The 25,548-nt window shown below is 62.3% G+C and carries 25 protein-coding genes; 4 read left to right on the plus strand and 21 right to left on the minus strand.

Translation table 11 applies throughout. From position 1 onward, the window contains the following. The 3 genes from AC07X6_RS23170 to AC07X6_RS23180 all read left to right on the plus strand — a co-directional run. Positions 1-1,469 (plus strand): Dyp-type peroxidase (locus tag AC07X6_RS23170; protein WP_494792530.1); only part of this gene is annotated, 1,469 nt, incomplete at its 5' end. Positions 1,470-1,750: 281 nt separating this feature from the next. After that, the gene (locus AC07X6_RS23175; RefSeq protein WP_230542150.1) at positions 1,751-2,812 is read left to right on the plus strand and encodes an AI-2E family transporter; all 1,062 of its coding nucleotides are present in this window, start codon (positions 1,751-1,753) and stop codon (positions 2,810-2,812) included. Between the two features lie 134 nt (positions 2,813-2,946). Then, positions 2,947-3,606 carry a glutathione S-transferase family protein gene (locus AC07X6_RS23180; protein ID WP_230542151.1) on the plus strand — a complete coding sequence of 220 codons (660 nt, stop codon included), beginning with the start codon at positions 2,947-2,949 and terminating at the stop codon, positions 3,604-3,606. 6 nt (positions 3,607-3,612) lie between these two features. Here the strand turns inward: AC07X6_RS23180 and AC07X6_RS23185 are convergent, their stop codons facing one another. The 19 genes from AC07X6_RS23185 to ndk form a co-directional block, all read right to left on the minus strand. After that, positions 3,613-3,918 carry an NIPSNAP family protein gene (locus tag AC07X6_RS23185; protein ID WP_034752016.1) on the minus strand — a complete coding sequence of 102 codons (306 nt, stop codon included), beginning with the start codon at positions 3,916-3,918 and terminating at the stop codon, positions 3,613-3,615. Next, entirely contained in the window at positions 3,915-4,850 is a 936-nt protein-coding gene (locus tag AC07X6_RS23190) for a WD40 repeat domain-containing protein (protein WP_494792531.1), read from the minus strand. The genes AC07X6_RS23185 and AC07X6_RS23190 overlap by 4 nt, the downstream gene beginning before the upstream one ends. Then, the gene (locus tag AC07X6_RS23195) at positions 4,847-5,356 is read right to left on the minus strand and encodes a GNAT family N-acetyltransferase (RefSeq protein ID WP_494792532.1); all 510 of its coding nucleotides are present in this window, start codon (positions 5,354-5,356) and stop codon (positions 4,847-4,849) included. Before AC07X6_RS23195 ends, AC07X6_RS23190 begins: the two co-directional genes overlap by 4 nt. A gap of 65 nt (positions 5,357-5,421) precedes the next feature. Continuing rightward, positions 5,422-5,967: a phosphoribosyltransferase gene (locus AC07X6_RS23200; RefSeq protein ID WP_034752020.1), complete on the minus strand. Its 546-nt coding sequence runs from the start codon at positions 5,965-5,967 to the stop codon at positions 5,422-5,424. A 66-nt stretch (positions 5,968-6,033) separates the two neighbouring features. After that, entirely contained in the window at positions 6,034-7,347 is a 1,314-nt protein-coding gene (locus AC07X6_RS23205; RefSeq protein WP_034752021.1) for an adenylosuccinate synthase, read from the minus strand. A 3-nt stretch (positions 7,348-7,350) separates the two neighbouring features. Beyond that, positions 7,351-8,511 (minus strand): ATP phosphoribosyltransferase regulatory subunit, encoded by a 1,161-nt coding sequence (locus AC07X6_RS23210; protein ID WP_494792533.1) that lies wholly within the window; start codon positions 8,509-8,511, stop codon positions 7,351-7,353. Positions 8,512-8,781: 270 nt separating this feature from the next. Next, positions 8,782-9,669, minus strand: coding sequence for a protease modulator HflC (gene hflC / locus AC07X6_RS23215; RefSeq protein ID WP_230542155.1), 888 nt, complete (start codon positions 9,667-9,669; stop codon positions 8,782-8,784). Continuing rightward, positions 9,669-10,964 carry an FtsH protease activity modulator HflK gene (gene hflK / locus AC07X6_RS23220; protein ID WP_230542156.1) on the minus strand — a complete coding sequence of 432 codons (1,296 nt, stop codon included), beginning with the start codon at positions 10,962-10,964 and terminating at the stop codon, positions 9,669-9,671. Before hflK ends, hflC begins: the two co-directional genes overlap by 1 nt. Before the next feature lie 2 nt (positions 10,965-10,966). After that, complete coding sequence (gene hflX, locus AC07X6_RS23225; RefSeq protein WP_230542157.1) at positions 10,967-12,187, minus strand: GTPase HflX; 1,221 nt, start codon at positions 12,185-12,187, stop codon at positions 10,967-10,969. A 114-nt stretch (positions 12,188-12,301) separates the two neighbouring features. Then, complete coding sequence (hfq, locus tag AC07X6_RS23230; protein WP_008450615.1) at positions 12,302-12,538, minus strand: RNA chaperone Hfq; 237 nt, start codon at positions 12,536-12,538, stop codon at positions 12,302-12,304. Positions 12,539-12,765: 227 nt separating this feature from the next. Further along, a complete protein-coding gene (gene der, locus AC07X6_RS23235; protein WP_070221915.1) occupies positions 12,766-14,112 on the minus strand; it encodes a ribosome biogenesis GTPase Der in 1,347 nt (448 codons plus the stop codon). A 4-nt stretch (positions 14,113-14,116) separates the two neighbouring features. Beyond that, positions 14,117-15,262 carry an outer membrane protein assembly factor BamB gene (gene bamB / locus AC07X6_RS23240; protein ID WP_494792534.1) on the minus strand — a complete coding sequence of 382 codons (1,146 nt, stop codon included), beginning with the start codon at positions 15,260-15,262 and terminating at the stop codon, positions 14,117-14,119. Between the two features lie 85 nt (positions 15,263-15,347). Then, on the minus strand, positions 15,348-16,016 hold the full coding sequence (locus AC07X6_RS23245) for a tetratricopeptide repeat protein (RefSeq protein WP_326459252.1): 669 nt from the start codon (positions 16,014-16,016) through the stop codon (positions 15,348-15,350). A gap of 54 nt (positions 16,017-16,070) precedes the next feature. After that, entirely contained in the window at positions 16,071-17,432 is a 1,362-nt protein-coding gene (gene hisS, locus AC07X6_RS23250) for a histidine--tRNA ligase (protein WP_077407312.1), read from the minus strand. A gap of 32 nt (positions 17,433-17,464) precedes the next feature. Next, positions 17,465-18,733, minus strand: a complete 1,269-nt coding sequence (ispG, locus tag AC07X6_RS23255; protein WP_230542159.1) for a flavodoxin-dependent (E)-4-hydroxy-3-methylbut-2-enyl-diphosphate synthase — start codon at positions 18,731-18,733, stop codon at positions 17,465-17,467. An 81-nt stretch (positions 18,734-18,814) separates the two neighbouring features. Then, complete coding sequence (locus AC07X6_RS23260) at positions 18,815-19,741, minus strand: helix-turn-helix domain-containing protein (protein ID WP_494792535.1); 927 nt, start codon at positions 19,739-19,741, stop codon at positions 18,815-18,817. 67 nt (positions 19,742-19,808) lie between these two features. After that, positions 19,809-20,540: a type IV pilus biogenesis/stability protein PilW gene (gene pilW / locus AC07X6_RS23265; protein WP_494792536.1), complete on the minus strand. Its 732-nt coding sequence runs from the start codon at positions 20,538-20,540 to the stop codon at positions 19,809-19,811. Between the two features lie 56 nt (positions 20,541-20,596). Next, positions 20,597-21,772, minus strand: coding sequence for a dual-specificity RNA methyltransferase RlmN (gene rlmN / locus AC07X6_RS23270; RefSeq protein WP_139089966.1), 1,176 nt, complete (start codon positions 21,770-21,772; stop codon positions 20,597-20,599). 124 nt (positions 21,773-21,896) lie between these two features. Further along, positions 21,897-22,313, minus strand: coding sequence for a nucleoside-diphosphate kinase (ndk, locus tag AC07X6_RS23275; protein ID WP_034752036.1), 417 nt, complete (start codon positions 22,311-22,313; stop codon positions 21,897-21,899). Between the two features lie 221 nt (positions 22,314-22,534). Between ndk and AC07X6_RS23280 the strand changes: the two genes are divergently transcribed. Then, positions 22,535-23,221, plus strand: a complete 687-nt coding sequence (locus AC07X6_RS23280; protein WP_034752039.1) for a Bax inhibitor-1/YccA family protein — start codon at positions 22,535-22,537, stop codon at positions 23,219-23,221. A 61-nt stretch (positions 23,222-23,282) separates the two neighbouring features. Here AC07X6_RS23280 and AC07X6_RS23285 read toward each other — a convergent pair whose 3' ends face one another. Both AC07X6_RS23285 and cfa read right to left on the minus strand, forming a co-directional pair. Then, positions 23,283-24,128: a LysR family transcriptional regulator gene (locus tag AC07X6_RS23285; protein WP_230542163.1), complete on the minus strand. Its 846-nt coding sequence runs from the start codon at positions 24,126-24,128 to the stop codon at positions 23,283-23,285. 28 nt (positions 24,129-24,156) lie between these two features. Next, on the minus strand, positions 24,157-25,317 hold the full coding sequence (gene cfa, locus AC07X6_RS23290) for a cyclopropane fatty acyl phospholipid synthase (RefSeq protein WP_494792559.1): 1,161 nt from the start codon (positions 25,315-25,317) through the stop codon (positions 24,157-24,159). Positions 25,318-25,548: the final 231 nt, after the last annotated feature.

Genomic DNA, 25,548 nt, shown 5'->3' on the forward strand with positions numbered 1-25,548 from the left:
CCACCACCCTGCCAGCCACCACCCCAGCCCCCGGAGACAGCATGGCCGATCCCACCATCGATTACGACGACGTGCAAGGCACGATCCTGCGCGGCTACCGCGTCAACCTGGCGCGCCATTTCATCTTCAGCATCACGGATGCGGCGCAGGCACGGCGCACCATCACGGCCCTGCTCGACGGCAGCGACGGCCTGCCATCCATTACCACCGCGCGCCATATCCACCCCAAGCCGCCCTGCTTCCTGAACCTCAGCTTTACCGCTCCCGGCCTGTCGGCGCTGGGCGTTGCCGCGACCGACCTGGCCACCTTTGACCAGGCATTTCAACGGGGCGCCGCCGACCCGGCCAGCGTGAAAGCCGTGGGCGACGTGGGCGACAGCGCCCCCGAACACTGGCTCGGCAACCTGGGACCGGCGACCGAGGCCGGCCAGGTGCATGCGCTGCTGAGCCTGTGGGTCAGCGAATCGGCGGAGGTGCTGGAGGCAAGCTCGGCCAGACTACGCCACGCCTTTGCCGCCGGCTGGCGTGAACTGTATGCGCATGATGGCGTGGCCCTGCCAGGCAACCGCGTGCATTTCGGCTACCGCGACAGCATCGCCCAGCCGGACGTCGATGGCGCCCCGCAACGCAAGCGCGAGCATGACCCTGATCCGCTCAACAGCGTCATGACGGGGGAATTCCTGCTCGGCTATCAGAATGAGAACGGCGGCACCTACCAGGTGCAGCCGCCGCAACTGTCCACCAATGGCAGCTATGCCGCCTTCCGCATCCTGGAGCAGGACGTGCCCCTGTTCGACAGCATCCTGAGCCAGGGCGCGGCCAGTTCCGGGCTCAGCACCGAAATGGTGGCCGCCAAGATGTGCGGGCGCTGGCGCAACGGCAATCCGCTCGTGCTCAGGCCGGACGAGGCCGGCCCGGTGCTGCCGGACGCCAGCCTGAACCGCTTTCACTATGTCGATGGGCAACCGGAACTGGATGACACGCTGGGCCTGAAATGCCCGATCGGCGCGCATATCCGCCGCAACAATCCGCGCGACGAAGCCGTCGTGGGCGCCTCCGCCCGCCACCACCGCATCGTGCGGCGCGCCATGCCCTACGGTAGCGAATATGATCCGGCCACCCCCATCGCAGAGCAGCGCGGCCTGGTCGGCTATTTCATCAATGCCAGCCTGCGCAATCAGTTCGAATTCCTGATGAAGCAATGGAACAATGATGATACTTTCGTCAAATCGGCCGTCGGTCCGGCCGGTCCCGAGGCGGGCAATGCCACGCTCAACATCAGCGGCCAGGACGTGTTTCTGGGTGTCAACGACCCGGCCGTCAGTTCCTTCACCTTGCCCGGCGTGGGCCCCAAGGGCAGCGGCAACACGGAACTGCAACATTTCTCGCGCAGCGTCATCACGCGTGGCGGCGTGTATTGCTTTTTCCCCAGCATTACGGGACTGCGCTATCTGGCGAGCCTGGGCTAAGGTGCGGCTGCAAGCGAAACGGCCGCGCGCGAACGGCCAGGTTCGCTTGCACTGATACGGTCATTGCACTATCGTTGCAGCACGCGCGTGTTGCCAACCTGAAAATGTGATGGACGCCGGGGATCGGACACGGGGAACGACAGCTTGCCGGCATTGCCGCCAGCGCCTTGCCCCCGGCGTGCCAGGTGCGCTCGCGCACGCAGCGCGACAATTGTATGGCGCAGCGCGCCACGCCTCGCTTATGATGGGCCAACTCAACCCCTATCATAGCGCTACCGCCCATGCAAACCCTCACGCTGCACCAGAAAGTGTTCTTGCTCCTCTTGAGCATCGTTACCATCGGCTTTGGCTGGATACTGGCGCCGTATGCGGGCGCCATCTTCTGGGGCGTCATCCTGGCGATCCTGTTCGCGCCCGTGTACCGCTGGCTGCTGGCCAAAACCAAGGGGCGCGCCGCCCTCGCGTCGCTGCTGACCTTGCTGCTGATCATCGTCATCGTGATCCTGCCGCTATCGCTCATTTCCGTGTCGCTCGTGAACCAGGCAGCCAGCGTCGTGGAAATGGTACGTTCGGGCGAGATCACGGTCGGCATGTTCTTCAATAAAATCATGGCGGTGCTGCCGCAATGGCTGATCAATTTGCTCGACCGCTTCAACCTGACCAGCCTGGCCAGCCTGCAGGACAAGCTGGCCGAGGGCGCAACACAGGTGAGCCAGGTGGTGGCAGTAAAAGCCATCAATGTGGGCCTGTACACCTTCGAATTTCTGACCAGCCTGTGCATCATGCTGTATCTGCTGTTTTTCCTCATGCGCGATGGCTCTGCCCTGTCGGCCCGCATCAAGAACGCCGTACCGCTGAGCCGCAAGTACAAGCAGCGCCTGTTCACCAATTTCACCACGGTGATCCGCGCCACCGTGAAGGGCAACATCCTCGTTGCGATCGCCCAGGGCGCCCTCGGCGGCCTGGCGTTCTGGTTCCTCGACGTGCCCGCGCCCCTGCTGTGGGCCGTGCTGATGGCCTTCCTGTCGCTGCTGCCGGCCGTCGGCGCCGCCCTCGTCTGGGCGCCGGTGGCCGCCTACTTCCTGGCCACGGGCGCCATCTGGCAAGGCGCGGGCCTGGCCGCCTTCGGCGTCTTCGTCATCGGCCTGGTCGACAACGTGCTGCGCCCCATCCTGGTGGGCAAGGATACCAAGATGCCCGACTACGTGGTGCTGCTGTCGACCGTGGGCGGCATGGCCCTGTTCGGCCTGAACGGCTTTGTCATCGGCCCCGTCGTGGCGGCCCTGTTCATCGCCTCGTGGGACCTGTTCGTCTCGGCCAAAGAGTTCCAGGCCGAGGATTGAGGCCTGCCACTGGGGAGCGGGCAATGCCACGCCCGACATCAGCATGACCCGGGGCGCTTGCATTGATACGGTCATTGCACTATCGTTGGCACGCGCGTGTTGCCAACCCTTTCGCAATGACAGGAGATCCCATCGTGTCGCTGATCCTCTACGGCCATCCCTTTTCCTCGTACACGCAAAAGGTGCTCATCGCCCTGTACGAAAACGCCATACCTTTCGACTTCCGCTGCCTGGCGCCGGACATGCCCCGGCACCTTCAGGAATGGCTGGAGCGCTGGCCGCTGCGCAAGTTTCCCCTGCTGGTGGACGGAGAGCGCAACGTCGCCGAGACCAGCATCATCATCGAATACCTGCAACTGGCCCATCCCGGCCCGCTGCGCCTGCTGCCGGACGAGCCCATGCAGGCGCTGGACGTGCGTTTTCTCGACCGCTATTTCGACCTGCACGTCATGACGCCCGTGCAGCATGCCGTCGGCGCCGCCCTGACCGGCGACCCGGCAAAGACCCGTGAAGGCCGCGCGTTTGCCGGCGAAAAGCTGAACCTCGCCTACGCCTGGCTGGAAAATCACCTGGCCGGCAGGACGTGGGCCGCCGGCGACCACTTCAGCCTGGCCGACTGCGCCGCTGCCCCATCGCTGTTCTATGCGGACTGGACGCAGCCGATTCCCGCCACCTTGCCCCTGCTGCGCGCCTACCGCGCCCGCCTGCTGGCCCGTCCATCGTTCGCCCGCGCGGTAGAAGAGGCACGCCCGTACCGCCACCTCTTCCCCCTGGGCGCGCCGCAGCGCGATTGAGGCAGATCAGGCAAACACAGGCCTGAAAAAACTGCGCTCGTAGCTGACGATGCAGCGCGTCTCTTCTGCATAGCGGAAAGCGGCCTGGCATTCGGCGTCCTGCATCGAGTCGCTGCGGTACTGCTCGTACAGGGCCAGGCTGGGAAACGAGAACATGGCCAGCGCCACGTTGCTGGCCCCCTCGGACGGCAAAAAGTAGCCGTGATGCTGGCCGCCGAAGCGCTCGACCAGCGGTATCCACAGCTTGCCGTAGGCTTCGAATTCCCGCAATTTGTACGGGTCGATGATGTAGCGCAGGTAACAGGTAATCATGCGGTCTCCTCGTGAATGTTCAACTCCATCAGCATGCCGGATTCCCAGGAGCCGATGGCGGCCAAGGGCGCGCCAGGCAGGAAATCCAGCGCGCAGGGATAAATAAAATCTTCCTGCGCCAGGACGTTTAACCCGGGCCAGCCATAAAACAGCAGCTTGCCCTTGCCGATGCGTCCCAGCGCGCTGCCGTCGGGTAGCCAGCGCAGGGCGTCGCCCGTGCCGCCGCCCGCCTCCACCGGCACCCTGGCCAGACAGCGCCCATCGGCCAGCGCATACATCGACAGATACTGCGCGCCGCCCGTGTGGTGCAGCACGGCCAGAAATTCGCCGTCCGGCGACGGCGCACATGACATCATGCCCGGCAGCGACAGCGCCACCGTCCCTCCTCCCGCCTGCAGCGGCCAGTCCCACACGCTGCAGTAGTCGGGCGGCTGCACCTGCCCTTCGTCCACCGACTTGACGCCGTGCTGAACCAGCAAACGCCGCCCGCCATCGATGGCGTCGATCGTGTGCATGGCGCGCAGCATCTGGCCCGGGTGCTCCTGCATGAAAAGCACCTCGCCCGTCTGCGCGTCGCGCACGCGCAGGCGGCCGTCCCAGCCGCCGTCGGCAAGATACCGGCCGCACGGCGACCACGCGGGGCCGCAGCCTTCGCCATCCTTCTTGTTCTGGAAGTTCACCAGCAACTGGCCCGCCTCGGCATCCACCACGGCCATCTGGCCCGTCGTGCTCTTGATGGCCAGCCGGCAACCGTCGGGCGAAAACGCCATGCCCGACATGTGCGCGATGAATTTGCCGCGCCACCGCTTCTGGCGCGCCGCCACGCCCCACAGCACCAGGTCGCGCCCCAGCACGGCCAGATGCGTGCCATCAGGTGAAAACTGCACGCCGTAGCTGCAGCCCAGCTTCAAGGGCTTGCGCGTCGCCGTCATGGGCGCGCCAGGCGGTACACCACGCTGTCGATATCGTAATGGCGTTCCATGCCCACGTACTGCATGCCCAGGCGCGTCATGACCTTGATCGAGGCGGCGTTGTCCGGGTGCGCCACAGCCACCACTTCGGGCGCGCCGACGACGTCGAACGCATGCGCGACGATGGCATTGGCCGCCTCGCTGGCATAGCCCTTGCCCCAGCCGGCCCGCGCCAGGCGCCAGCCGATTTCGTGCGGCTGCGCCTTATCGCCGCCGATATGCTGCAGACAGGCCAGCCCCACCAGCACCTCATCTTCGGTGCAGATCAAGGCCCACCACGAATAGCCCCACTCGGCCCAGCGCCCCATGATGCGGGCAACGGCTGCACGTGTATGTTCCTCCGTCTCCGGCTGGCCCGCATTGAGGTAAGTCATCACTTCGGTATCCGAGTTCATGGCGTGCATGGCGTCGTAATGCTTCTCGGTGACGGGTTCGAGGCGCAGGCGCGCCGTGTGCAAGATGGTCATGGCATTTCCTTGGACGAAAAAAAAGACGATACACGATCGTCTTTTTTTTGCAAGCGCGCACGCAATTACTTGCCTGCTTCGCCCTTCTTGATCCACGCCGCCAGCTGGTGCGGACGCAGGCCGTCGTAGTCTTCGAACGGCTGATGGATCCACGGATTGTGCGGCAGTTCGTCGAGGAAGTAGTCGGGACGCACGACGGAGCAGCCTTTCAGCCAGATCACGGCCGATTTGACTTCGGTCACGTCAGGGAAGTTTTCCTTCAGGTGACGCGTGACCTTGTCCAGCGTGACGCCCGAATCGGCCAGGTCGTCGACCAGCAGGATGCGGCCAGCCAGCGGGCCCTTGGTCATGGTCATGTACTTGGCGATATCGAGGTCGCCGCGCACCGTGCCCGCGTCTTCGCGGTAGGAGCTGGTCGACAGGATGGCCAGCGGCAAATCGAAAATGCGCGAGAATACGTCGCCGGGACGCACGCCGCCGCGCGCCAGGCACAGTACCTGGTCAAATTTCCAGCCCGATTCGTAGACCTTGAGCGCCAGGCGCTCGATCAGGCGGTGGTATTCTTCCCAGTTGACCCAGAGATGTTGATCGTTCGATTGTGGGGTAGTCATGATAGTGGAATCTTATTATTAGCGTGATTAAAAAAATCCGCCTTGCGGCGGATTGTGTCCAGCAGCTTACTCGAATGGGTGGCGCAGCACGATCGTTTCTTCACGATCCGGACCGGTCGAAACCATGTCCACCGGTACGCCGACCAGTTCTTCGATGCGCTTGATGTAGGCGCGCGCCGTGGCCGGCAGGGCCGCCAGCGATTTCGCGCCGACCGTGCTTTCCGTCCAGCCTGGCATCTCTTCGTACACCGGTACGCAACGGGCGGCTTCTTCAGCACCCGATGGGAAGATGTCCGTGGCGACGCCGTCGATGGTGTAGCCGGTGCACAGCTTCAGCGTTTCGATACCGTCCAGCACGTCCAGCTTGGTCAGGCACATGCCCGTCACGCCGTTGATCTGCACGGAGCGGCGCAGCAAGGCGGCGTCGAACCAGCCGCAGCGGCGGGCACGGCCCGTCACGGTGCCGAATTCATGGCCGACTTGTGCCAGGTGGTGGCCGACGCCCGCATCCGTTGGCAGTTCCGAAGGGAACGGGCCGGAACCGACGCGCGTCGTGTAAGCCTTGGTGATGCCCATGATGTAGTGCAGCATGCCAGGACCGACACCCGAACCGGCGGCGGCATTGCCGGCCACGCAGTTCGACGAGGTGACGAACGGATAGGTGCCGTGGTCGACGTCAAGCAGGGAACCCTGCGCGCCTTCGAACAGCAGGTTCGCGCCGGCCTTGTGCGCCTTGTACAGCGCGCTCGATACGTCGGTGACCATCGGACGCAGACGCGGCACATAGGCCAGCGCGTCGTCGAGGGTCTTCTGATAGTCGACTTTCGGCGCCTTCAGGTAGTTTTCCAGCACGAAGTTGTGGTAATCGAGGTTTTCGGCCAGCTTTTCGGCAAAGCGCTTCTCGTTCAGCAGGTCGGCGATACGGATCGCGCGGCGCGCCACCTTGTCTTCGTAGGCCGGGCCGATGCCCTTGCCGGTGGTGCCGATCTTCGCATCGCCACGCTTGGCTTCACGCGCCAGGTCGATCGCGGTGTGGTAAGGCAGGATCACGGGCGCCGCGTCCGACACTTTCAGGCGCGAGGCGACTTCGACGCCGACCGCTTCGAGCTTGTCGATTTCGCGCAGCACGTCCGGCACGGAAACGACTACGCCGTTACCGATGTAGCAGGCAACGCCTGGACGCATGATGCCCGACGGGATCAGCTGCAGCGCGGTTTTCACGCCGCCGATGACCAGCGTGTGGCCTGCATTGTGGCCGCCCTGGAAGCGCACCACGCCTTGGGCGTGATCGGTCAACCAATCGACGATCTTGCCTTTACCTTCATCGCCCCATTGGGTGCCGATGACAACAACGTTCTTTGCCATAATTTTCTTTGACATCACTCAACCTAAGTTTTTAAGAATCCAGCTACTACCATTATCGGCAAGTACCAGCACGCGATCGCACTCGAACTCGTCTTGTTCATTACTGTGACCCGGCATGCTCTGGATCACGACCTCGCCCGCCTTGCGCAACTCGGCGATTTTTTCCTTCAATTCTGGCGCACTGCCCCACGGCGCGCGGATCGAATGCTTCCGTTCCGCGGTCGGCAACAGGCGCGCCAGTTCGCGCAAATCGAGCGAGAAGCCGGTCGCGGGACGTGCCCGGCCGAACGCTTCGCCGACGTGGTCATAACGGCCGCCGCGCGCAACCGCGTTCGGCAAGCCAGGTACATACAGCGCAAACATCGCGCCACTTTCATATTGGTAGCCGCGCAGGTCGGCCAGGTCGATCGCCACTTCGGCGCGGCCCAGGGCCGATCCTGCCAGCGCGGCCAGTTCGGCCAGCGCTTTCAGCACGCCCGGCAGCGGCGGCAGCACTGCGCGCGCACGTGCCAGCACGTCGATGTCGCCGTACAGGTTCGGCAAGGCCAGCAGCGCATCGCGGGTGACGGCATCGTAGGATGCGGTCAGGGCGCGCAGGCCAGGCGCATCTTTCGCGCGCAGCAGGCTGTACAGCGCAGCTTCGTCGCGCACGGCGTTCGCGTCTTGCGCAATGATAGCGCGCAACAGGCCGACGTGCGACAAATCCAGGCGCACGCTGTCGAAACCGGCCAGCGCCAGCGACGCGAGCGCCAGTTCCTGGATCTCGGCATCGGCTTCCAGGCCGGCGTGGCCATAGATTTCGGCGCCGATCTGCAGCGGTTCGCGGGTGGCGTGCAGGCCCGACGGACGGGTATGCAGCACGCTGCCGGCATAGCACAGGCGGGTGACGGTGGCACGGTTGAGCAGGTGCGCGTCGATGCGCGCCACTTGCGTCGTCATGTCGGCGCGCAGGCCGAGCATGCGGCCCGACAGCTGGTCGACCAGTTTGAACGTGCGCAGGTCGGTATCCTTGCCAGCGCCGGTCATCAGCGATTCCAGATACTCGAGCAGCGGCGGCATCACCAGTTCATATCCGTACAGACGGAAATTATCCAGCATGAGGCGGCGCAGCTCTTCGATCTTGCGCGCTTCCGACGGCAGAACATCGGCAATATTTTCGGGCAAAAGCCAATTCGGCATGAGGGAGCGAGATACGGAAGAAAGTTGAAAAAATGCATCATGCGAGGCAGCGGCGGGCGCGCCAGGCATGAGGCCGAACCTGATATTTTACGCGAAAACACGGGCCTTTAGGGATAAGTTGTCCGAATCGCTGCCGCACAGCCCTAAAAACACCGCATTTTACGCCTTCCCGCAACAGCTTGGCAGGCACAAAAAAAACGGGGCCGGCATCGATGCCGGCCCCGCTGCTGCCGCCCCCGTCCTTGCGGCCGGGTGCAGTGCGATGCTGCCTTACTTCTTGGACGGAGCGGCCGTGCCGTTACCCTTGAAGTACTTGAAGAATTCCGAGCTCGGATCGACCACCATCACGTCGCCCTTGTCCTTGAAGGTGGCGCGGTAGGCTTCCAGGCTGCGGTAGAACTTGTAGAACTCCGGATTCTTGCCAAACGCTTCCGCATAGATCTGCGACGCCTTGGCATCGCCCTCGCCGCGGATCTTCTCGGCTTCGCGGTAGGCTTCGGCCAGGATCACCGTGCGCTGCTTGTCGGCGTCGGCGCGGATTTTCTCGGAATCGGCCGAACCGGTCGAACGCAGTTCATTCGCCACACGCACGCGCTCGGACTTCATGCGCTCGTACACGGAGTTGTTGATCTGCTCGACGTAGTCGACGCGTTTCAGGCGCACGTCGACGATGCCCACGCCGATGGCCTCGGCCTCGGCCGCCACCTTGGCCTTGATCGCCTGCATCACCTTGCCACGCTCGCCCGAGATCACTTCGCGCACCGTGCGCTTGGTGATTTCATCGTTCAGCGCGGCCTTGACGATTTGCGACATACGGTTGCGGGCGCGGCTTTCATCGCCGCCGAAGCTGCGGAAATAGGTCTTCGGATTGACGATGCGCCACTTCACATACGCGTCGACGAGGATGTTCTTCTTCTCGGCCGTGATGAAGCGTTCCGGCTCCGGCGTGTCCAGGGTCAGGATGCGCTTGTCCAGGTAGATGACGTTCTGGAACGGCGGCGGCAGCTTGAAATACAGGCCCGGCGCGCTGATGACTTCCTTGACTTCACCGAGGGCGAAGACGACCGCGTATTTACGCTGATCGACGACGAACACGGTCGAGGACAAGAGCATGATCGCGATAAAGCCCGCGATCAGGGCGGCGACGATACGGTTCATTAGCGGCTCTCCCGTTCACGCGAAGAGCGGCTGTCGCGACGCGAATTGACTTCTACTGTCTGCATGGCTTCCTGTGGCATTACGGTATTGGCTGCGGGTGCGGCCGCTGCGGCGCGCGCTGCCGCGGCCGAGGCGTCCGACGCCGCCTGCTGGGCGATCAACTTGTCGAGCGGCAGGTACAGCAGATTGCTGCCCGTCTTCGCGTCGACCATGACCTTGCTGGCGCTGCTGAACACTTGCTGCATCGTTTCCAGGTACATGCGGTCGCGCGTGACGGCCGGCGCCTTCTGGTATTCGACCAGCACCTGCTTGAAGCGCGACGCATTACCTTCGGAGTTCTCAGTCACCATGGCCCGGTAGGCCTCGGCTTCCTGCAGCAGGCGGAATGCTGAGCCGCGTGCTTTTGGAATGACGTCATTGGCGTAGGCCTGGCCTTCATTCTTCTGGCGCTCACGGTCCTGGCCTGCCTTGACGGCATCGTCGAAGGCGGCTTGCACCTGCTCCGGCGGCTGCACGGCCTGCATCGTCACATTGTTAATCAACACGCCAGCCTTGTAACCATCAAGAATCTGCTGCATCAATTTCTGCGTGTCAAAGGCCACTTTTTCGCGGCCTTCATACAGCACGAAGTCCATCTTGCTGCGGCCGACCACTTCGCGGATCGCCGTCTCGGCGACCTGGCGCAGGGTGTCTTCCTGGTCGCGCACGCTGAACAGCCATTCCACCGGATCTTTCAAGGTGTACTGCACCGCGAACTGGATGTCGATGATGTTTTCATCGTCCGTCAGCATCAGCGACTCGCTGGCCTGCTTGTTGCGCAGCGACTGGCGGTAACCCACTTCCACCGTGCGCACCTGCGACACGTTGACGGTTTCATCGGTCTGGAACGGATACGGCCAGCGCCAGTTGAGACCGGCCGGCGCCGTGCGCGTGTATTGGCCAAACGTCAGCACCACGCCGCTCTGGCCCTCTTGCACGATAAAGGCGCCGCTGGCGAGCCAGATGAAGACGGCGATCACGCCGACCACGCCGGCGGTGATGCCGGCGCCCTTCATGTCGGGACGCGGGCCGCTGCCGCCACCGTTGTTATTGCCGCCGTTGTCGGGACGGTTCTTCTGTCCGAAAAACGCGTTCAGGCGCTGATTGAAATCGCGCCACAGCTGATCGAGGTCCGGCGGACCTTCGCCGGGCTTTTTGCCTTCTTGGGCTTTCTTGCCGTCGTCCTTGCGATTGCCCCAGCGGGGATCGTTCAGGGACAACTTCAAGCCTGTTTTTTTGAGTAGGGAGACAAGCATAACTATCGTGTTCCGACTTGGGAGTGGGTGGAAATCCTATCGTCCTCGCCAGGCTCTTCGTCCTGGTCCGGGGCGGCGCCATCGTGCTGGTCGTACTGACCGTCAAACTGATCTTCCTGTGCTTCATCGTTCTGGTACAGATGGGCCGAACCGGGCGCCTTCCTGGCCATCTCGACGATCGCATCGCGCAGCAGGTCGAGCCCGCTACCCTTCTGCGCACTGACGAACACGCGACTGATCGTAGCATATTCGTCGCGCTCCACCGAAGGCTCCAGCCCGGCCGCATCGATCTTGTTCCACACGAGGATTTGCGGAATATGATCGGCGCCGATCTCTTTCAAGACCAGGTTGACCTGCTCGATCTGCTCCATACGCACCGGCGACGCGGCGTCGACGACGTGCAGCAGCAGATCGGCATGGATGGTTTCTTCGAGCGTGGCGCGGAAGGCGGCCACCAGCTGATGCGGCAATTCGCGCACGAAGCCGACCGTGTCGGAGATCACCACATTGCCCACTTCCTGGCCCAGGTAAACCCGGCGCGAGGTGGTGTCCAGGGTGGCGAACAGCTGGTCGGCGACGTACACGCCGGCCTTGGTCACGGCATTGAACAGGGTCGACTTGCCGGCATTGGTATAGCCGACGAGGGACACGGAGAATGTGTGATTGCGGCCGCGCGCGCGGCGCTGCGTTTCGCGCTGCTTGTGCAGCTTTTCCAGGCGCGCGCGCAAGGACTTGACGCGCTCGCCGATCAGCCGGCGGTCGGTCTCGAGCTGCGTCTCGCCGGGACCGCGCAAGCCGATACCGCCCTTTTGCCGTTCCAGGTGGGTCCAGCCGCGGATCAGGCGCGTGGCCAGATGCTGCAGCTGGGCCAGCTCGACTTGCAGCTTGCCCTCGTGGCTCTTGGCGCGCTGCGCGAAGATGTCGAGGATCAGGCTGGTACGGTCGAGCACGCGCACATTCAGGCGCTTTTCCAGATTGCGCTGCTGGGCGGGCGAGAGGGCGTGATTGAAGATGACGATTTCCAGGCCATCGTTGACGACGGCGTCGCCAATTTCATCGGCCTTGCCGCTGCCGACGAAATACGCGGAATCGGGACTGGAACGCTTGGCCGTGATGGTGGAAATCGGATCCGCACCAGCCGAACGCGACAACAGCATGAGTTCCTCCATGCTGGCGGCGAAGTCGCTGTGACCGAAGTCAACCCCGACTAGTGCCGCGCGCATGATGGCATCTGATGAGTTGCGGCGGACGCCGACGCCGATGCAAACGCATCAGCGCCACTGGCGCGGACGGGGGCGATGGAGGGTGAAAGGCGCTGGGCCGTCAAGCTCAACGCTTTACTCCGCTTCAGATTCAATATTGAGATTGACGGCACGGGCCGGCACCACTGTCGAGATGGCATGCTTGTACACCATCTGCGTGACCGTATTGCGCAGCAATACGACATATTGATCGAACGATTCGATATGGCCCTGCAATTTAATGCCATTGACCAAGTAGATCGAGACAGGAACATGCTCTTTGCGTAATGCATTGAGGAATGGGTCTTGTAACAGTTGCCCTTTGTTGCTCATAACAGCTCCGTTGTTTATGTTGTTGTGTAAGAATTGGAGGCGACTCGCTTGATTTCAAGTGCTCTCACACCTTTCAAAGAAAGAAAGATGCGTCATAGCTACTGTAACCTGTTTTCGCGATCGCTGTCGCGCATGGCGCATTAACACTTTATTATTTCCGTGCAAAAGCCATTGAATTGGCTGTCGGCGCCGCATTATCTCTGCGGCGCCTTAATATGCACTTAATTTTACTTGCTTGGCGTGCGTGCAAACGGATTTTTACCCGTACGCAGTTCGATGCGCAGCGGCGTGCCGACCAGGGCAAACGTATCGCGGAAATGCTTTTCCAGATAACGCTTGTACGGATCGCCAACGGCGTCGAGCGCATTGCCGTGAATAACGATCACAGGCGGGTTCATGCCGCCCTGGTGGGCATAACGCAGCTTCGGACGGATCGAGCCCTTGCGGCGCGGTTCCTGCTTCTCCACGGCCTCGATCAGGGCGCGCGTCAGCTTCGGCGTCGACAGGTCGCACATGGCGGCCGCATAGGCGGCGTTGAGCGACTTCATCAATGGACCGATGTTGGTGCCTTTCAGCGCCGAAATGAAATGCATCTGCGCGAACGACAGGAAATCGAGCTTGCGGTCGATATCGATCTTGATTTCATCGCGCTGGTGCGATTGCAAGCCATCCCATTTGTTCACGGCCACGACCAGCGCGCGGCCCGATTCCAGGATGAAGCCGGCGATATGCGCGTCCTGCTCGGAAATATCCTGCTGCGCGTCGAGCATCAGCACGACCACGTTGGCTTCGGAAATCGACTGCAGCGTTTTCACCACCGAGAATTTCTCGATCGCTTCAAACACCTTGCCGCGGCGGCGGATACCGGCCGTGTCGATCAAGGTGTATTGCTGGCCATCGCGCTCGAACGGAATCTCGATCGAGTCGCGCGTCGTGCCCGGCATGTCGAAGGCGATCACGCGCTCTTCGCCCAGCAAGGTGTTGATCAAAGTCGACTTGCCCACGTTCGGACGGCCGACGAGGGCGATCTTGATGCCGCGGTCGGTCTTTTCCAGCTCTTCGGGCTCATCCGGACGCTGCGCGAACGCCAGGTCCAGCATCACTTCGACGAGATCGTTGACGCCGTCGCCGTGCGCCGACGAGATCGCATACGGATCGCCCATGCCCAATTCATAGAATTCGGACACGACGGCCGTGTAGCGCATGCCTTCGCTTTTGTTGACCACCAGCAAGACCGGGCGACCGCTCTTGCGCAGGAAGTCGACGATGGTCTTGTCATGCGGGGTCAGGCCTTGGCGGCCGTCCACGATGAACACCACCACGTCGGCCTCGGCCACGGCCTGCTTGGTCTGCAGTGCCATCTGGTGCATGATGCCTTCCTTGGCGACGGGTTCGAAACCACCCGTATCGATGACTAGGAAGGGACGTTCGCCGACACGGCCTTCGCCATAGTGACGATCGCGCGTCAACCCAGGCAAATCCGCCACCAGCGCATCGCGCGAGCGGGTCAGACGATTGAATAAAGTCGATTTCCCAACATTGGGTCGACCTACTAGTGCAATAACCGGCTTCATTGTATTACTCGACCGCGAGAGCGGTCACTGTCCCTGATTGGGTTTGAAAAATCAAATTCGAACCGGCAACAACAGGAGCCGAAACAATCGGGCTACCGTCGGTGCTGACACGACCTATTAATGCGCCATCTTCCCGTGACAGGAAGTGGATATAACCTTGATAGTCGCCGACGGCGACGCTGCGGCCGTAGGAGGCCGGCGTCGACAGGCGGCGGCGCGCCAGCGCCTCATTCTTCCAGGCGCTCTGGCCGCCTTCGCGGCTGAACGCCACCACGGCGCCCTGGGCGTCGGCGACGAACACGAAACGCTGGTCGACGGCCACGCCCACATCGGACGAGATCGGCTTGGTCCAGCGCGGCACGCCCGTGGCGGCATCGAAGCAGCCCGCCTTGCCCTGGTAGGTGACGGCGCACACTTCGCCTTCGAACACCACCGGCGCGCCGGCGATGTCGGAGACGCGCTCCAGTTCGGTAGCGCCGCGCGGTTCGCTGACGACGATCTCCCAGCGTACCACACCGGTGGCCGCCGTCAGTGCCAGCAGCTTGCCGCCCGGCTGGGCCACGTAGATATTCGCGCCGCCCAGCACCATGCCCGGCGCATTGCGCAAGGTCAATGCTGGCGTGGCGCGCTGCACCGTCCACTTGCGTTCGCCCGTCTTGGCGTCGAAGCCGACGATACGGTTGTCCACGCTGCGCACCACGACCACGCCCTGTCCCACGACGGGCGCCGTCAATACTTCGCTGGAGGCCTGCGCCTTCCACAGCTGCTTGCCATCGGCGTCAAACGCCAGCACGGCGCCCTTGGCGGCGCCCACGGCCACCACGCTGCCATCGCTGCCAGCGCTCGACGTGATGTCGCTGCCGGCCTTGATGCGCCACGTTTCACGGCCGCTGGCCGCATCCAGGCGCGCCAGCGCGCCATCGGCGTTGACCACGTACAGGCTGTTGCCGGCCAGCGCAGGCGTAAACGCGTACACGCCGGCCTTGCCGATCGAATACTTCCAGGCGTCGCGCACGGCAATGCTCGATTTTAACTCGACCAGCTTGGCCGGTTCGACTTTCGGATCTTTCGAGGCGAACGGATTCCAGGACGAGCAACCGGCCATCAGGGCCAACAGACTTGCAGCTACCAGCTTTTCAGTGACACGCATAAGTGTTATCCAACCTTTTTCTTGTACTTGTAAGGGCACGGCAGGCGGCGCACAACGCCGCGCGGCCGCACCATCAGTGTTCCTGTCAGGCGGCGGCCTTGTCAGCCTTGGCCTTGTCTTCCGGCACCGTACCGCCGATCGCTTCCAGTTTGACCTGGATCAATTGACGGCCTGGATTGTTCTTGTCCGTCGCGGCTATCGCGGCCAGGTAGGCCGTGCGCGCATCGGCCAGCTTGTTTTGCGCTACCAGAATGTCGCCCTTGCGGTCGGCCACGGCGCCGGCAAATTGCGCCACGGTGGCCGTCGCCAGCACTTTCAACGCTTCATCGTAGGCTTTTTCGTCCAGCAAGACACCGGCCAGGCGCAGCTTGGCGATGGCCTTGTACTCTTCCGTGCCGTGCTCGGCCACCCATTGCAGCTGGGTCTTCGCCGTTTTCAGGTCATTCGCGTCGAACGCCACCTTGGCCGCGGCCAGGGCGCTCATCTGCGCATATGCCGTGCCGCTGAAGCGCGATTGCATGTCGCCAGCCGCGCGCATCACCTTGGCCGTGTCCTTGGCGGCGATGGCGTTTTGCAGTTCGTCGTACAGCTGGCCCGCCTGCGCCGCCTGCGTGCGCTGGTAGTACTGCCAGCCAGCCCAGCCGCTGTAGCCGGCCAGCGCCACGATCAGGACCCAGGAGGTCAGATTGCCATTGCGCTGCCACCAGGCCTTGAGGGTTGCCAGTTGTTCTTGTTCTTCGTGATCGTATGCCATGGGTCGTCAGTTTGAATGAGTAGTTGATCGAGGGTAGTACGGTCTTGCTGCAAATTAATGGTGGTGATGCACGTGGCCGCCAGGACCATGGTCGTGGCCGCAATCATGGTCGCCGATGATCTGGTCCACCACGTAATCGACGACATCGTCGAACGGCACCGTGTTCTGCTGCGCGCCCGCATCGGCTTCGCGCATGGCTTTCACCGTGGCAACATTGTTGGCGATTTCATCGTCGCCCAGGATCACGGCAAACGCCGCGCCACTGGCATCGGCTTTTTTCATTTGCGTCTTGAAGCTGCCGCCGCCGTTGCTCGCTGCGCAATGTAGCACAACGTCCAGGCCTGCATCGCGAATCCGCTCGGCCAGCACGAACGCTTGCAAGCCAGCCTGCTCGCCCTGGTGCACCAGATACACGTCGCACTGGGCCGGGGCTTCCGGTTCAGCCGCATCCTTCATCAGCAGCACCAGGCGTTCGACGCCCATGCCGAAACCGACGGCGGGCGTCGATTTGCCGCCGAACATTTCCACCATGCCGTCATAGCGGCCGCCGGCGCAGACCGTGCCTTGCGCGCCCAGCTTGTCGCTGACCCACTCGAACACCGTGCGGTTGTAGTAATCGAGGCCGCGCACCAGGCGTGGATTGATGGTGAACGGGATATTATTGTGGTTCAAGATCTTCTGCACGCCGTGGAAGTGGGCCAGCGATTCTTCGCCCAGGTAGTCCAGCAGCTTCGGCGCGCCATTGACCAGGTCCTGCATGGCAGGATTCTTGGTGTCCAGAATGCGCAGCGGATTGCTGTGCAGGCGGCGCTTGGCTTCTTCGTCGAGCAGCTCGCTGTGGCTTTCCAGGTAGGCGATCAGGTCGGCGCGGTGGCGCAGGCGCTCGGCCGCGTCGCCGATCGAGTTCAGTTCCAGGCGGATGCCTTCCAGGCCCAGGTCATCCCACAGGCGGCGCGACAGCATGATGATCTCGGCGTCGATATCCGGGCCCGTGAAACCGATGGCTTCCACGCCGAACTGGTGGAACTGGCGGTAGCGGCCCTTTTGCGGGCGCTCGTGGCGGAACATCTGGCCCTTGTACCACAGGCGTTTCGGGCCTTCGTACACGAGGTTGTGCTCGACGACGGCGCGCACGACGCCGGCCGTGCCTTCAGGACGCAGGGTCAGGTTGTCGCCGTTCATCGAATCGGTGAACGAGTACATTTCCTTTTCGACGATGTCGGTCACGGCGCCGATGGCGCGCGCGAACAGCTTCGTTTCTTCCACGATCGGCGTGCGGATCTGCTGGAAACCGTAGCTTTGCAGCACGGATTGTGCCGTGTTTTCAAACAATTCCCACAGCGGGGCGTCGGCGGGCAGCACGTCGTTCATGCCTTTCACCGCGGTAATTTTATCGAATTTCTTATTTTCGGACATAGTGTTCTTCTTTACTTTTTATCGGATCAGGCTCAGACGGCAACCGTGTTTCCATAGTGACTCTGTACATACTTCAAGACGATGTCCTGGAATTCCTCGACGATGCGTTCGCCGCGCAGGGTGACGACTTTTTCGCCGTCCACAAACACGGGGGCGGCAGGCGACTCGCCCGTGCCGGGCAGGCTGATGCCGATGTTCGCATGCTTCGATTCGCCGGGACCGTTGACGATGCAGCCCATCACGGCCACGTTCATCGCTTCCACGCCCGGATACGATTTCTTCCACTCCGGCATCTGCTCGCGCAGATACGTCTGGATATTGTCGGCCAGCTCCTGGAAGGTGGTCGACGTCGTCCGCCCGCAGCCTGGGCAGGCGATCACCATGGGCGCGAACTTGCGCAAGCCCATGGTTTGCAGGATTTCCTGGCCGACGATGACTTCGCGCGTGCGGTCGCCGCCCGGTTCGGGCGTGAGCGAAATGCGGATGGTGTCGCCGATGCCTTCCTGCAGCAGCACGGCCAGGGCCGCAGTGGACGCCACGATGCCCTTGCTGCCCATGCCCGCTTCCGTCAGGCCCAGGTGCAGCGGATAGTCGCAGCGCTGCGCCAGCTCGCGGTACACGGCGATCAGGTCTTGCACACCAGAAACTTTGCACGACAGGATGATCTTGTCGCGGCCCAGGCCCAGCTCTTCGGCGCGCACGGCGTTTTCAATCGCCGACGTCACCAGCGCCTCGTACATGACGGCTTGCGCCGGCCATGGCTCGGCGCGGCCCGCGTTTTCGTCCATGATGCGTGCCAGCAAGGCTTGATCCAGGCTGCCCCAGTTCACGCCGATGCGCACCGGCTTGTCGTACTTGCAAGCCGCTTCGATCATTTGCGCAAATTGCGTGTCGCGCTTGGCGCCCTTGCCCACGTTGCCCGGATTGATGCGGTACTTCGACAGCGCGCGCGCGCAATCGGGATAATCGTTGAGCAGGGTATGGCCGTTGTAGTGGAAATCGCCCACCAGCGGCACGTCGATGTCCATCTTGTCGAGCTGCTCGCGGATGTAGGGCACGGCCGCGGCCGCTTCCGGACGGTCCACCGTCAGGCGCACCAGTTCCGAACCGGCACGCGCCAGTTCCTTGATCTGGATCGCCGTGCCGATGGCGTCGGCCGTATCCGTGTTCGTCATCGACTGCACCACCACGGGGGCGTCGCCGCCCACCCAGATCTGGCGCTGGCCATGCGAGATCAGTACCTTGCGGCTGTCGCGGCGGCCGGAAGGGCCGGAGCCGATCGCTGTTTTCGAGGTAGCCATAATATTATCTTGTGAGTTTGCTTATTTAAACTACTTGCTTAAACGACTGATTTCAATACCTGATTGATGCTTGTTTGATAATTATTTAATGCTCACGCGCGAAATCGTACCGCCCGCCACGGTCGGCAAGTCCAGCTTGGCGCCGCGCAAAGTTGCCTGCACGACACCCGGCTTGCCCACCACCAAGGTGGCTGGGCCCGTGATATCGAATGTTTCCGTGCTGCCCGCCTTGACCATGCGCGAAATCAGCGGCGAAGCGCCGGGACGGCGGATCTCGACCCAGGAATCCTGCTCCACCTTCAGCACCAGCGCATTCGCGCCCACGGCAGGGGCGGCGGCGGCAGCGGGCGGCGTGACGGCGGCCGTCGCCGCTGGCGGCGTTGCCGGTGCAGCTGCTGGCGGCACGGCGGCGGCCGGCGCCGAAGCGGCGGCGGAGGCCGGTGCGCCCGTCTGCGTATCGTTGCCTGGCGGCGGCGGCACGGAAATCAGGGGCACGGATGGCGTCTGCACGGGCGTCAAATCCTGGCCCGGCTTGATCAGGGTCGTTTCCACGGGGCCCACGTCCGCATGCGCCGTTTCTTTCTCGGTGTGCGAGGACAGCAGGCTGGCCGGCACATAGCCGAGTTTATAGGCGCCAAAGGCGGCCGCCACGACGACGGCCACGGCGCCGGCGATCCAGAGGGGGGTCTGGTTCGACGAGCGCTGCGTCATCGACGGGAAGCGCGATTCCGAGAACGTGGCGGAAATCTCGCGCCGCACGGGCGCGGCCGGGTCTTGCGCCGGCGCCGGGTGGACTTCGATCATGGCCACCAGCGGCGCCGCGTCGAGACGCACCACCTTGGCATAGGCGCGCACGAAACCGCGCACCACGGCCACGTTCGGCAAGGCCGCCATGTCGCCCTCTTCCAGCGCGATCACCTGGCGCGGCGCCAGCTTGAGCTGGTCGGCCACCTGTTCCACGGGCCAGCCCAGCGCTTCGCGCTGCGCCTTTAATTGTGCACCTGCCAACGCAAGATTGCCCTGGGGCTGCTGCTGAGGCGTTTCTGCCCACTCTGAATTCATTGGTATCCCTGTCTCACTCATCAAACGCCCCATTTTGATAAGCAGCATATTCGGGGGAGGCGGAATGGTGGTTGCGCAAATGCGCCCCCAGGCCAGCTTCCGCACCCGCATCCCCGAGCTTATGCTGCACCTTGATCCCGAGCCACAGCACATCGGCCGCCTGGCTCTCCATTGTCGCTACTTTACCGAGCCGCTCAAGGTAATGAGCCGCTTGCCGGTAATCCTGCTGTTGGTAATACACGCGCACCAGGCCGGCATAGGTCATTGCCGCGCCAGGTGCGATGCGCTCCGCCTTGAGCCAGTAGCTGGCGGCGCGCGGGTAATCTTTCATGAGCAGGCTGCACGCGGCCGCATTATGCAGCGCAAGTTCAGGCGTGCCATAGGCGGCATCTTGCAATGCGGCATCAAAATACGCCAGCGACTGCGCCGCGCGCCCGGTCTGGCACAGAAACAGGCCATAATTATTGCTCAACTCGGGATTGTGGGGCGCGAGGCGCAATGCGTAAAGAAAATCTTTTTCAGCAGCCACAGGTTGACGCATGGCAGCAAAAATCAGGGCGCGCATGCCGCGCACCTGGGCATTGTCCGGCACCAGCTGCACCGCCTGCTCCGCTTCGGCCAACGCCACCGCAAACTGGTCTTGCATATAATAGGCGCTGGCCAGCTGCAAGCGCAAGGCGGCGCGCTGCTCGACAGAGGCAGCTTGCTCTTTGTCCACGGTGGAAGCACAGCCGGCCAGCAGCACGCCCAGGCTGACAACAGCCGCGGCAAGTACGCCAGGATAAGCCATGCTTCCCCGCATCAGGAGCGGATCTCCACGATCTTGCCGAAGTTGGCGCCAAATTTCTGTTGATACTCAGTCATCTTTTCCATGCGTTCCTGCACCCGCGTGCGGTCCTTGACTTCGCCGGCCAGCTGGCCGCAGGCCGCATCGATATCGTCGCCGCGCGTCTTGCGCACGGTGGTGATGATGCCGCCATCTATCAGTACCTGGGCAAACGCCTTGATGCGCGGGTTTTTCGAGCGGAACAGGCCCGACTCGGGGAAAGGATTGAACGGGATCAGGTTGAACTTGCAGTTCACGCCGAACTCGCGGTCTTGCACCAGCGCCAGCAGTTCGCGCGCGTGCTCGTCGCTGTCGTTGACGCCGTCGAGCATGCAGTATTCGAAGGTAATGAAATCGCGCGGGGCGAATTCCAGATAGCGTTTACAGGCCGCCATCAATTCCTTCAGCGGGTATTTCTTGTTCAGTGGAATCAGCCCGTCGCGCAAGGCATCGTTCGAGGCGTGCAGCGAGACGGCCAGGGCCACCGGCACTTCCTGCGACAGCTTGTCCATCATCGGCACCACGCCCGAGGTCGACAGGGTCACGCGGCGGCGCGACAGGCCGTAGGCGTTGTCGTCGAGCATCAATTTCAGGGCCGTGACGGTCGGTTCAAAGTTCAGCAGGGGCTCGCCCATGCCCATCATCACCACGTTGGTGATCTGGCGCTCGCCTTTCGGGCCTGGCTCAATGCCCTTGGTACGGCGCAATTCGAATTCCGCCATCCACAGCTGGCCGATGATTTCGCCCACGGACAGGTTGCGGTTGAAGCCTTGCTTGCCCGTCGAGCAGAAACGGCAATTCACGGCGCAGCCGGCCTGGGTCGAAATGCACAGGGTGCCGCGGTTTTCTTCCGGGATGAACACGGTTTCCACGGCATTGCCATTGCCCACATCAACGAGCCACTTGCGCGTGCCGTCCGTCGACGTATGGTCGCTGATGATGGCCGGGGCGCGCACTTCGGCGCGCGTGGCCAGCTTGTCGCGCAGCGACTTGGCCAGATCCGTCATGGCGTCGAAATCGGAAGCGCCGAACTGGTGTATCCAACGTTGCAATTGTTTCGCACGAAACGGTTTCTCTCCCAACTCGGCGCAGTAAGCGATGAGTTGCGCGGGATCAAGGTCCAGCAAGTTGGTGAGGGTCGTCGTATTCATGATCTTGTCTATTCTAAAAATCCGTCCCCGCGCGCATCAGGGGCAAAGCACCACAGCGCAGCGGGAACAGGGGGTGATAAGTTATTTCACAGATAACGCCAGGAAATAACGTTATCTAAGGCAATTAAGCCTTCAGTTCTGGGAAGAAGTAAGCGATTTCCACTTTAGCAGCTTCGACAGCGTCGGAACCGTGTACGGCGTTGGCGTCGATCGAATCGGCGAAATCGGCGCGGATCGTGCCTTTTTCTGCTTTCTTCGGATCGGTCGCGCCCATCAGGTCACGGTGGGCCAGAACGGCGTTTTCGCCTTCCAGGGCCTGGATCATGACTGGACCGGAAACCATGAAGTCGACCAGATCCTTGAAGAAGCCGCGCTCTTTGTGCGCTGCGTAGAAACCTTCAGCTTGTTCGCGCGACAGTTGGGTCATGCGTGCTGCAACGATTTTCAGGCCAGCGTTTTCAAAACGGGAGTAGATTTGACCGATTACGTTTTTTGCAACTGCGTCTGGTTTGATGATCGACAGGGTGCGTTCGATTGCCATGTGTGAAAACTCCAATAAAAAGTAAGGTTTAAAACGGTAAATTGATAACTCAATCAACCTTTGATTTTACCATACTCCACCCCATATCACCCAGACAGGCAGGGGGCATCCTTCCCTGCCGCTTGAGTTTAATGAAATCTTAAGCTGCTTTTTTGGCAAATTCCGGCCCTCATGCTATCCTTGGGCAAAGCAGTAATTTGAATTGACAACACGGAGGCACTATGAATCAGAACATGCAACGCACCTTTGACCTGTCGGGGGGCATGCAGCAAGTCCGCCATCAGGTCTTGCGCAACACTTACTGGCTGCTGGCACTGTCCATGATACCGACCGTGCTGGGCGCCTTCATCGGCGTGCAGATGCACTTGCCGATGCTGACCGGCGGCATGGGCTTCATCATCTTCATGGCCGTCGCATTCGGCTTCATGTACGCGATCGAGAAAACCAAGAACTCGGGCCTCGGCGTTGCCGTCCTGCTGGGCTTTACCTTCTTCATGGGCCTGATGCTCACGCCTATCCTGACGCGCACGCTCGGCTACTCGAACGGCGGCATGCTGATCATGACGGCATTCGGCGGCACGGCCACCATCCTGGCCGTGATGGCGACGATCGCCACGGTGTCGAAGCGCGACTTCTCGGCCATGGGCAAATGGCTGTTCGCCGGCGTGATCGTGCTGATCCTGGCATCGGTGGCGAACATCTTCCTGGGCCTGTCGGCACTGTCGATCGTGATCTCCATGGTCGCCATCGCCATCTTCTCGGCCTACATCCTGTATGACGTGCAGCAAATCATCAACGGCGGCGAGACCAACTACATCTCGGCCACCCTGCGCATCTACCTGGACGTGTACAACATCTTCACCAGCCTGCTGTCACTTTTAGGTTTCGCTGGCGGCAGCCGCGACTAAGCGCTGCGATTGAAACAGCAAAAAGCCGACCCGCGGGTCGGCTTTTTTACGTCTGTTTAAATTACTTGATCTTCTCCGCCACCTCCAGCAGGCACGCGCGGGCGCGGTCCAGGGTCGGGTTGTCGCGCTGGGCCGCATACACGGCATAGGCGGAATGCGAGAATTCGGGCGCGTCGCGCACGCGGTACAGCAAGCCCCCGTCGAGATACGGCTGCGCGCTGCCGATGCGAAAATAACTGGCGCCGCCCACTTCCAGCAGGTAGACGAGGGCCAGCGGCCCCAGCGAAATCGACACGGGCGGGCTGCTCAGCTCCGGATACGCCGCCTGGTGGTTGGCCGCAAAGCTGGGGCCCCAGTCCACGTACACGTACTTATCGGCAAGCATCTGCCCGTCCGCGCGCGTGGTCACCATCACCAGTTTTTCCTCGGCCAGCAACTCGCTGACGAGGCCCGGACGCTGCGGCGGGTTGTACAGCACGGCCAGATCCAGCGAGCCGTCGTGCACGGCGTCGAGCAGGCGCGCGGGGCTGTCGACTTCGGCGCGCAAGGCGATCTCGGGGCAGTCGCGGCTCATGCGTATCAGCCAGTCGCCGAGCAGCGGCTGCCACAGGCTCAGCTCGCAGCCGATGCTGACGGCGTCGTCGCGCCCCGGCGGTAAGGCCACCTGGTGGCGCGCCCGCTCCCACACCTGCACCATGGTGGCAGCATGGCGCATGAAGCGTTCGCCGGCTGGCGTCAGGCGCGCGCCCGCCTTGTTGCGCACGAATAGCTGGCGCCCCAGCTGCTGCTCCAGCGTGCGGATGCGGGCGCTGACGGCCGTCTGCGTCACGTGCATGCGTTCGGCAGCCATGATGAAACTGCCGCAGGAAGCCACTTCCAGGAAGGTACGCGCTTGATTGATATCCATCAATCCATCATATCAGGTGCCGCACATCTCAACTCACGCGCTCGTAGCCACCGAGCACGCCCTGCTTCGACAACACCCATTGCCACAGCTGCAAGTCGCGCGCGCGGAAGGCGCCCGCGCACGACAGCAGATAATATGACCACATGCGGTGGAAACGCTCGCCCAGCTGGGCGGCAAAGCGCGGCCACGCCTGTTCAACATTCGCATGCCAGGCCATCAGGGTCTTGTCGTAGTCGGCGCCGAAGTTATGCAAGTCCTCGGCGACAAACAGATCGTCGATGGCGTCGCCGATCTGGCCGATGGACGGCAAGTCGCCATTCGGGAAGATGTATTTGTCGATCCACGGGTCGCACGTGGAATGGCGTTTATTTTTGCCGATCGTGTGCAGCAGGAACAGGCCGTCGTCCTCCAGGCAGCGGTGCGCCACTTCCATGAAGGTGCGGTGATTCTTGTGTCCCACGTGCTCGAACATGCCGATGCTGACGATGCGGTCAAATTTTTCATCGGTGTCGCGGTAATCCTGCAGGCGGAAATCCAGCTTTTCGCCGCCCGGCATGCCGCGCGCATACGCAACCTGCTCTTGCGAAATCGTCACGCCCACGCACTGCACCCCGTATTTCTCCGCCGCATAGCGCATGAAACTGCCCCAGCCGCAGCCGATGTCGAGCACGCGCATGCCCGGCTCCAGGCGCAGCTTGCGGCAGACCAGATCGAGCTTGGCTTCCTGCGCCTCGGCCAGATTATTCGCATCCTTCCAGTAGCCGCACGTATACGTCATGCGCGGATCGAGCATGGCCGCATAGAAGGCGTTGCCCAGGTCGTAGTGTTCCTTGCCCACCATCCACGCGCGGCGCTCCGTCTGCAGGTTGAACAGGCGCGCATACAGCGCGTGGAAGGCCAGGCGCATGGGGCGCACGTCGTCGGCCACGCGGGCGCGCAGCAGATGGCAAAAGAATTCATCGAGCTGCTGCGCATCCCAGTCGCCATCCATGTAGGCTTCACCGAGGCCCAGGTTGCCGCTGGCAAAAGCCCGCTCGGGCACGCCGGGCTTGCGCAGCTGCATGTCCCAAGCGGCGCGGCCATTCAGGCGGATGTCGGCGCGGGCCAGCAGTTCGGCCGCTTCGCGGGTGAGGCGCGTGTCGCGCTGGAGTTCAGTATTACTTGCCGGTGCTTGCTGTAACTGTGTCATTTGCTGCGTGTTCATGCCCTGCCGCCTCCAGATGGTTGTCGGTGCCGGCGCGCGCCGGCAAGTCCACTCAGAGGCCCGGCGGCACACCAGCCATCAAATTATCCGCCCGCCATGACCATCTGGATAATGAAACATCATGGCCATTCATATCAAAATAATTGCTGCAAAATGATTTCAATCAATTATTTTATGGAAATATCTTATACAAGAAGCGCACCGTAGCATGAAAAA

It is taken from the genome of Janthinobacterium sp. GW460-12-1-14-LB5 (assembly GCF_059423585.1).

Bases quoted from the DNA above. Each gene is read 5' to 3' on its own strand.
- AC07X6_RS23175 (WP_230542150.1), top strand. From the start codon at position 1,751: ATGCAAACCCTCACGCTGCACCAGAAAGTGTTCTTGCTCCTCTTGAGC.
- AC07X6_RS23185 (WP_034752016.1), bottom strand. From the start codon at position 3,918: ATGATTACCTGTTACCTGCGCTACATCATCGACCCGTACAAATTGCGG.
- AC07X6_RS23190 (WP_494792531.1), bottom strand. From the start codon at position 4,850: ATGACGGCGACGCGCAAGCCCTTGAAGCTGGGCTGCAGCTACGGCGTG.
- AC07X6_RS23195 (WP_494792532.1), bottom strand. From the start codon at position 5,356: ATGACCATCTTGCACACGGCGCGCCTGCGCCTCGAACCCGTCACCGAG.
- AC07X6_RS23200 (WP_034752020.1), bottom strand. From the start codon at position 5,967: ATGACTACCCCACAATCGAACGATCAACATCTCTGGGTCAACTGGGAA.
- AC07X6_RS23205 (WP_034752021.1), bottom strand. From the start codon at position 7,347: ATGTCAAAGAAAATTATGGCAAAGAACGTTGTTGTCATCGGCACCCAA.
- AC07X6_RS23210 (WP_494792533.1), bottom strand. From the start codon at position 8,511: ATGCCGAATTGGCTTTTGCCCGAAAATATTGCCGATGTTCTGCCGTCG.
- hflC (WP_230542155.1), bottom strand. From the start codon at position 9,669: ATGAACCGTATCGTCGCCGCCCTGATCGCGGGCTTTATCGCGATCATG.
- hflK (WP_230542156.1), bottom strand. From the start codon at position 10,964: ATGCTTGTCTCCCTACTCAAAAAAACAGGCTTGAAGTTGTCCCTGAAC.
- hflX (WP_230542157.1), bottom strand. From the start codon at position 12,187: ATGCGCGCGGCACTAGTCGGGGTTGACTTCGGTCACAGCGACTTCGCC.
- hfq (WP_008450615.1), bottom strand. From the start codon at position 12,538: ATGAGCAACAAAGGGCAACTGTTACAAGACCCATTCCTCAATGCATTA.
- der (WP_070221915.1), bottom strand. From the start codon at position 14,112: ATGAAGCCGGTTATTGCACTAGTAGGTCGACCCAATGTTGGGAAATCG.
- bamB (WP_494792534.1), bottom strand. From the start codon at position 15,262: ATGCGTGTCACTGAAAAGCTGGTAGCTGCAAGTCTGTTGGCCCTGATG.
- AC07X6_RS23245 (WP_326459252.1), bottom strand. From the start codon at position 16,016: ATGGCATACGATCACGAAGAACAAGAACAACTGGCAACCCTCAAGGCC.
- hisS (WP_077407312.1), bottom strand. From the start codon at position 17,432: ATGTCCGAAAATAAGAAATTCGATAAAATTACCGCGGTGAAAGGCATG.
- ispG (WP_230542159.1), bottom strand. From the start codon at position 18,733: ATGGCTACCTCGAAAACAGCGATCGGCTCCGGCCCTTCCGGCCGCCGC.
- rlmN (WP_139089966.1), bottom strand. From the start codon at position 21,772: ATGAATACGACGACCCTCACCAACTTGCTGGACCTTGATCCCGCGCAA.
- ndk (WP_034752036.1), bottom strand. From the start codon at position 22,313: ATGGCAATCGAACGCACCCTGTCGATCATCAAACCAGACGCAGTTGCA.
- AC07X6_RS23280 (WP_034752039.1), top strand. From the start codon at position 22,535: ATGAATCAGAACATGCAACGCACCTTTGACCTGTCGGGGGGCATGCAG.
- AC07X6_RS23285 (WP_230542163.1), bottom strand. From the start codon at position 24,128: ATGGATATCAATCAAGCGCGTACCTTCCTGGAAGTGGCTTCCTGCGGC.
- cfa (WP_494792559.1), bottom strand. From the start codon at position 25,317: ATGACACAGTTACAGCAAGCACCGGCAAGTAATACTGAACTCCAGCGC.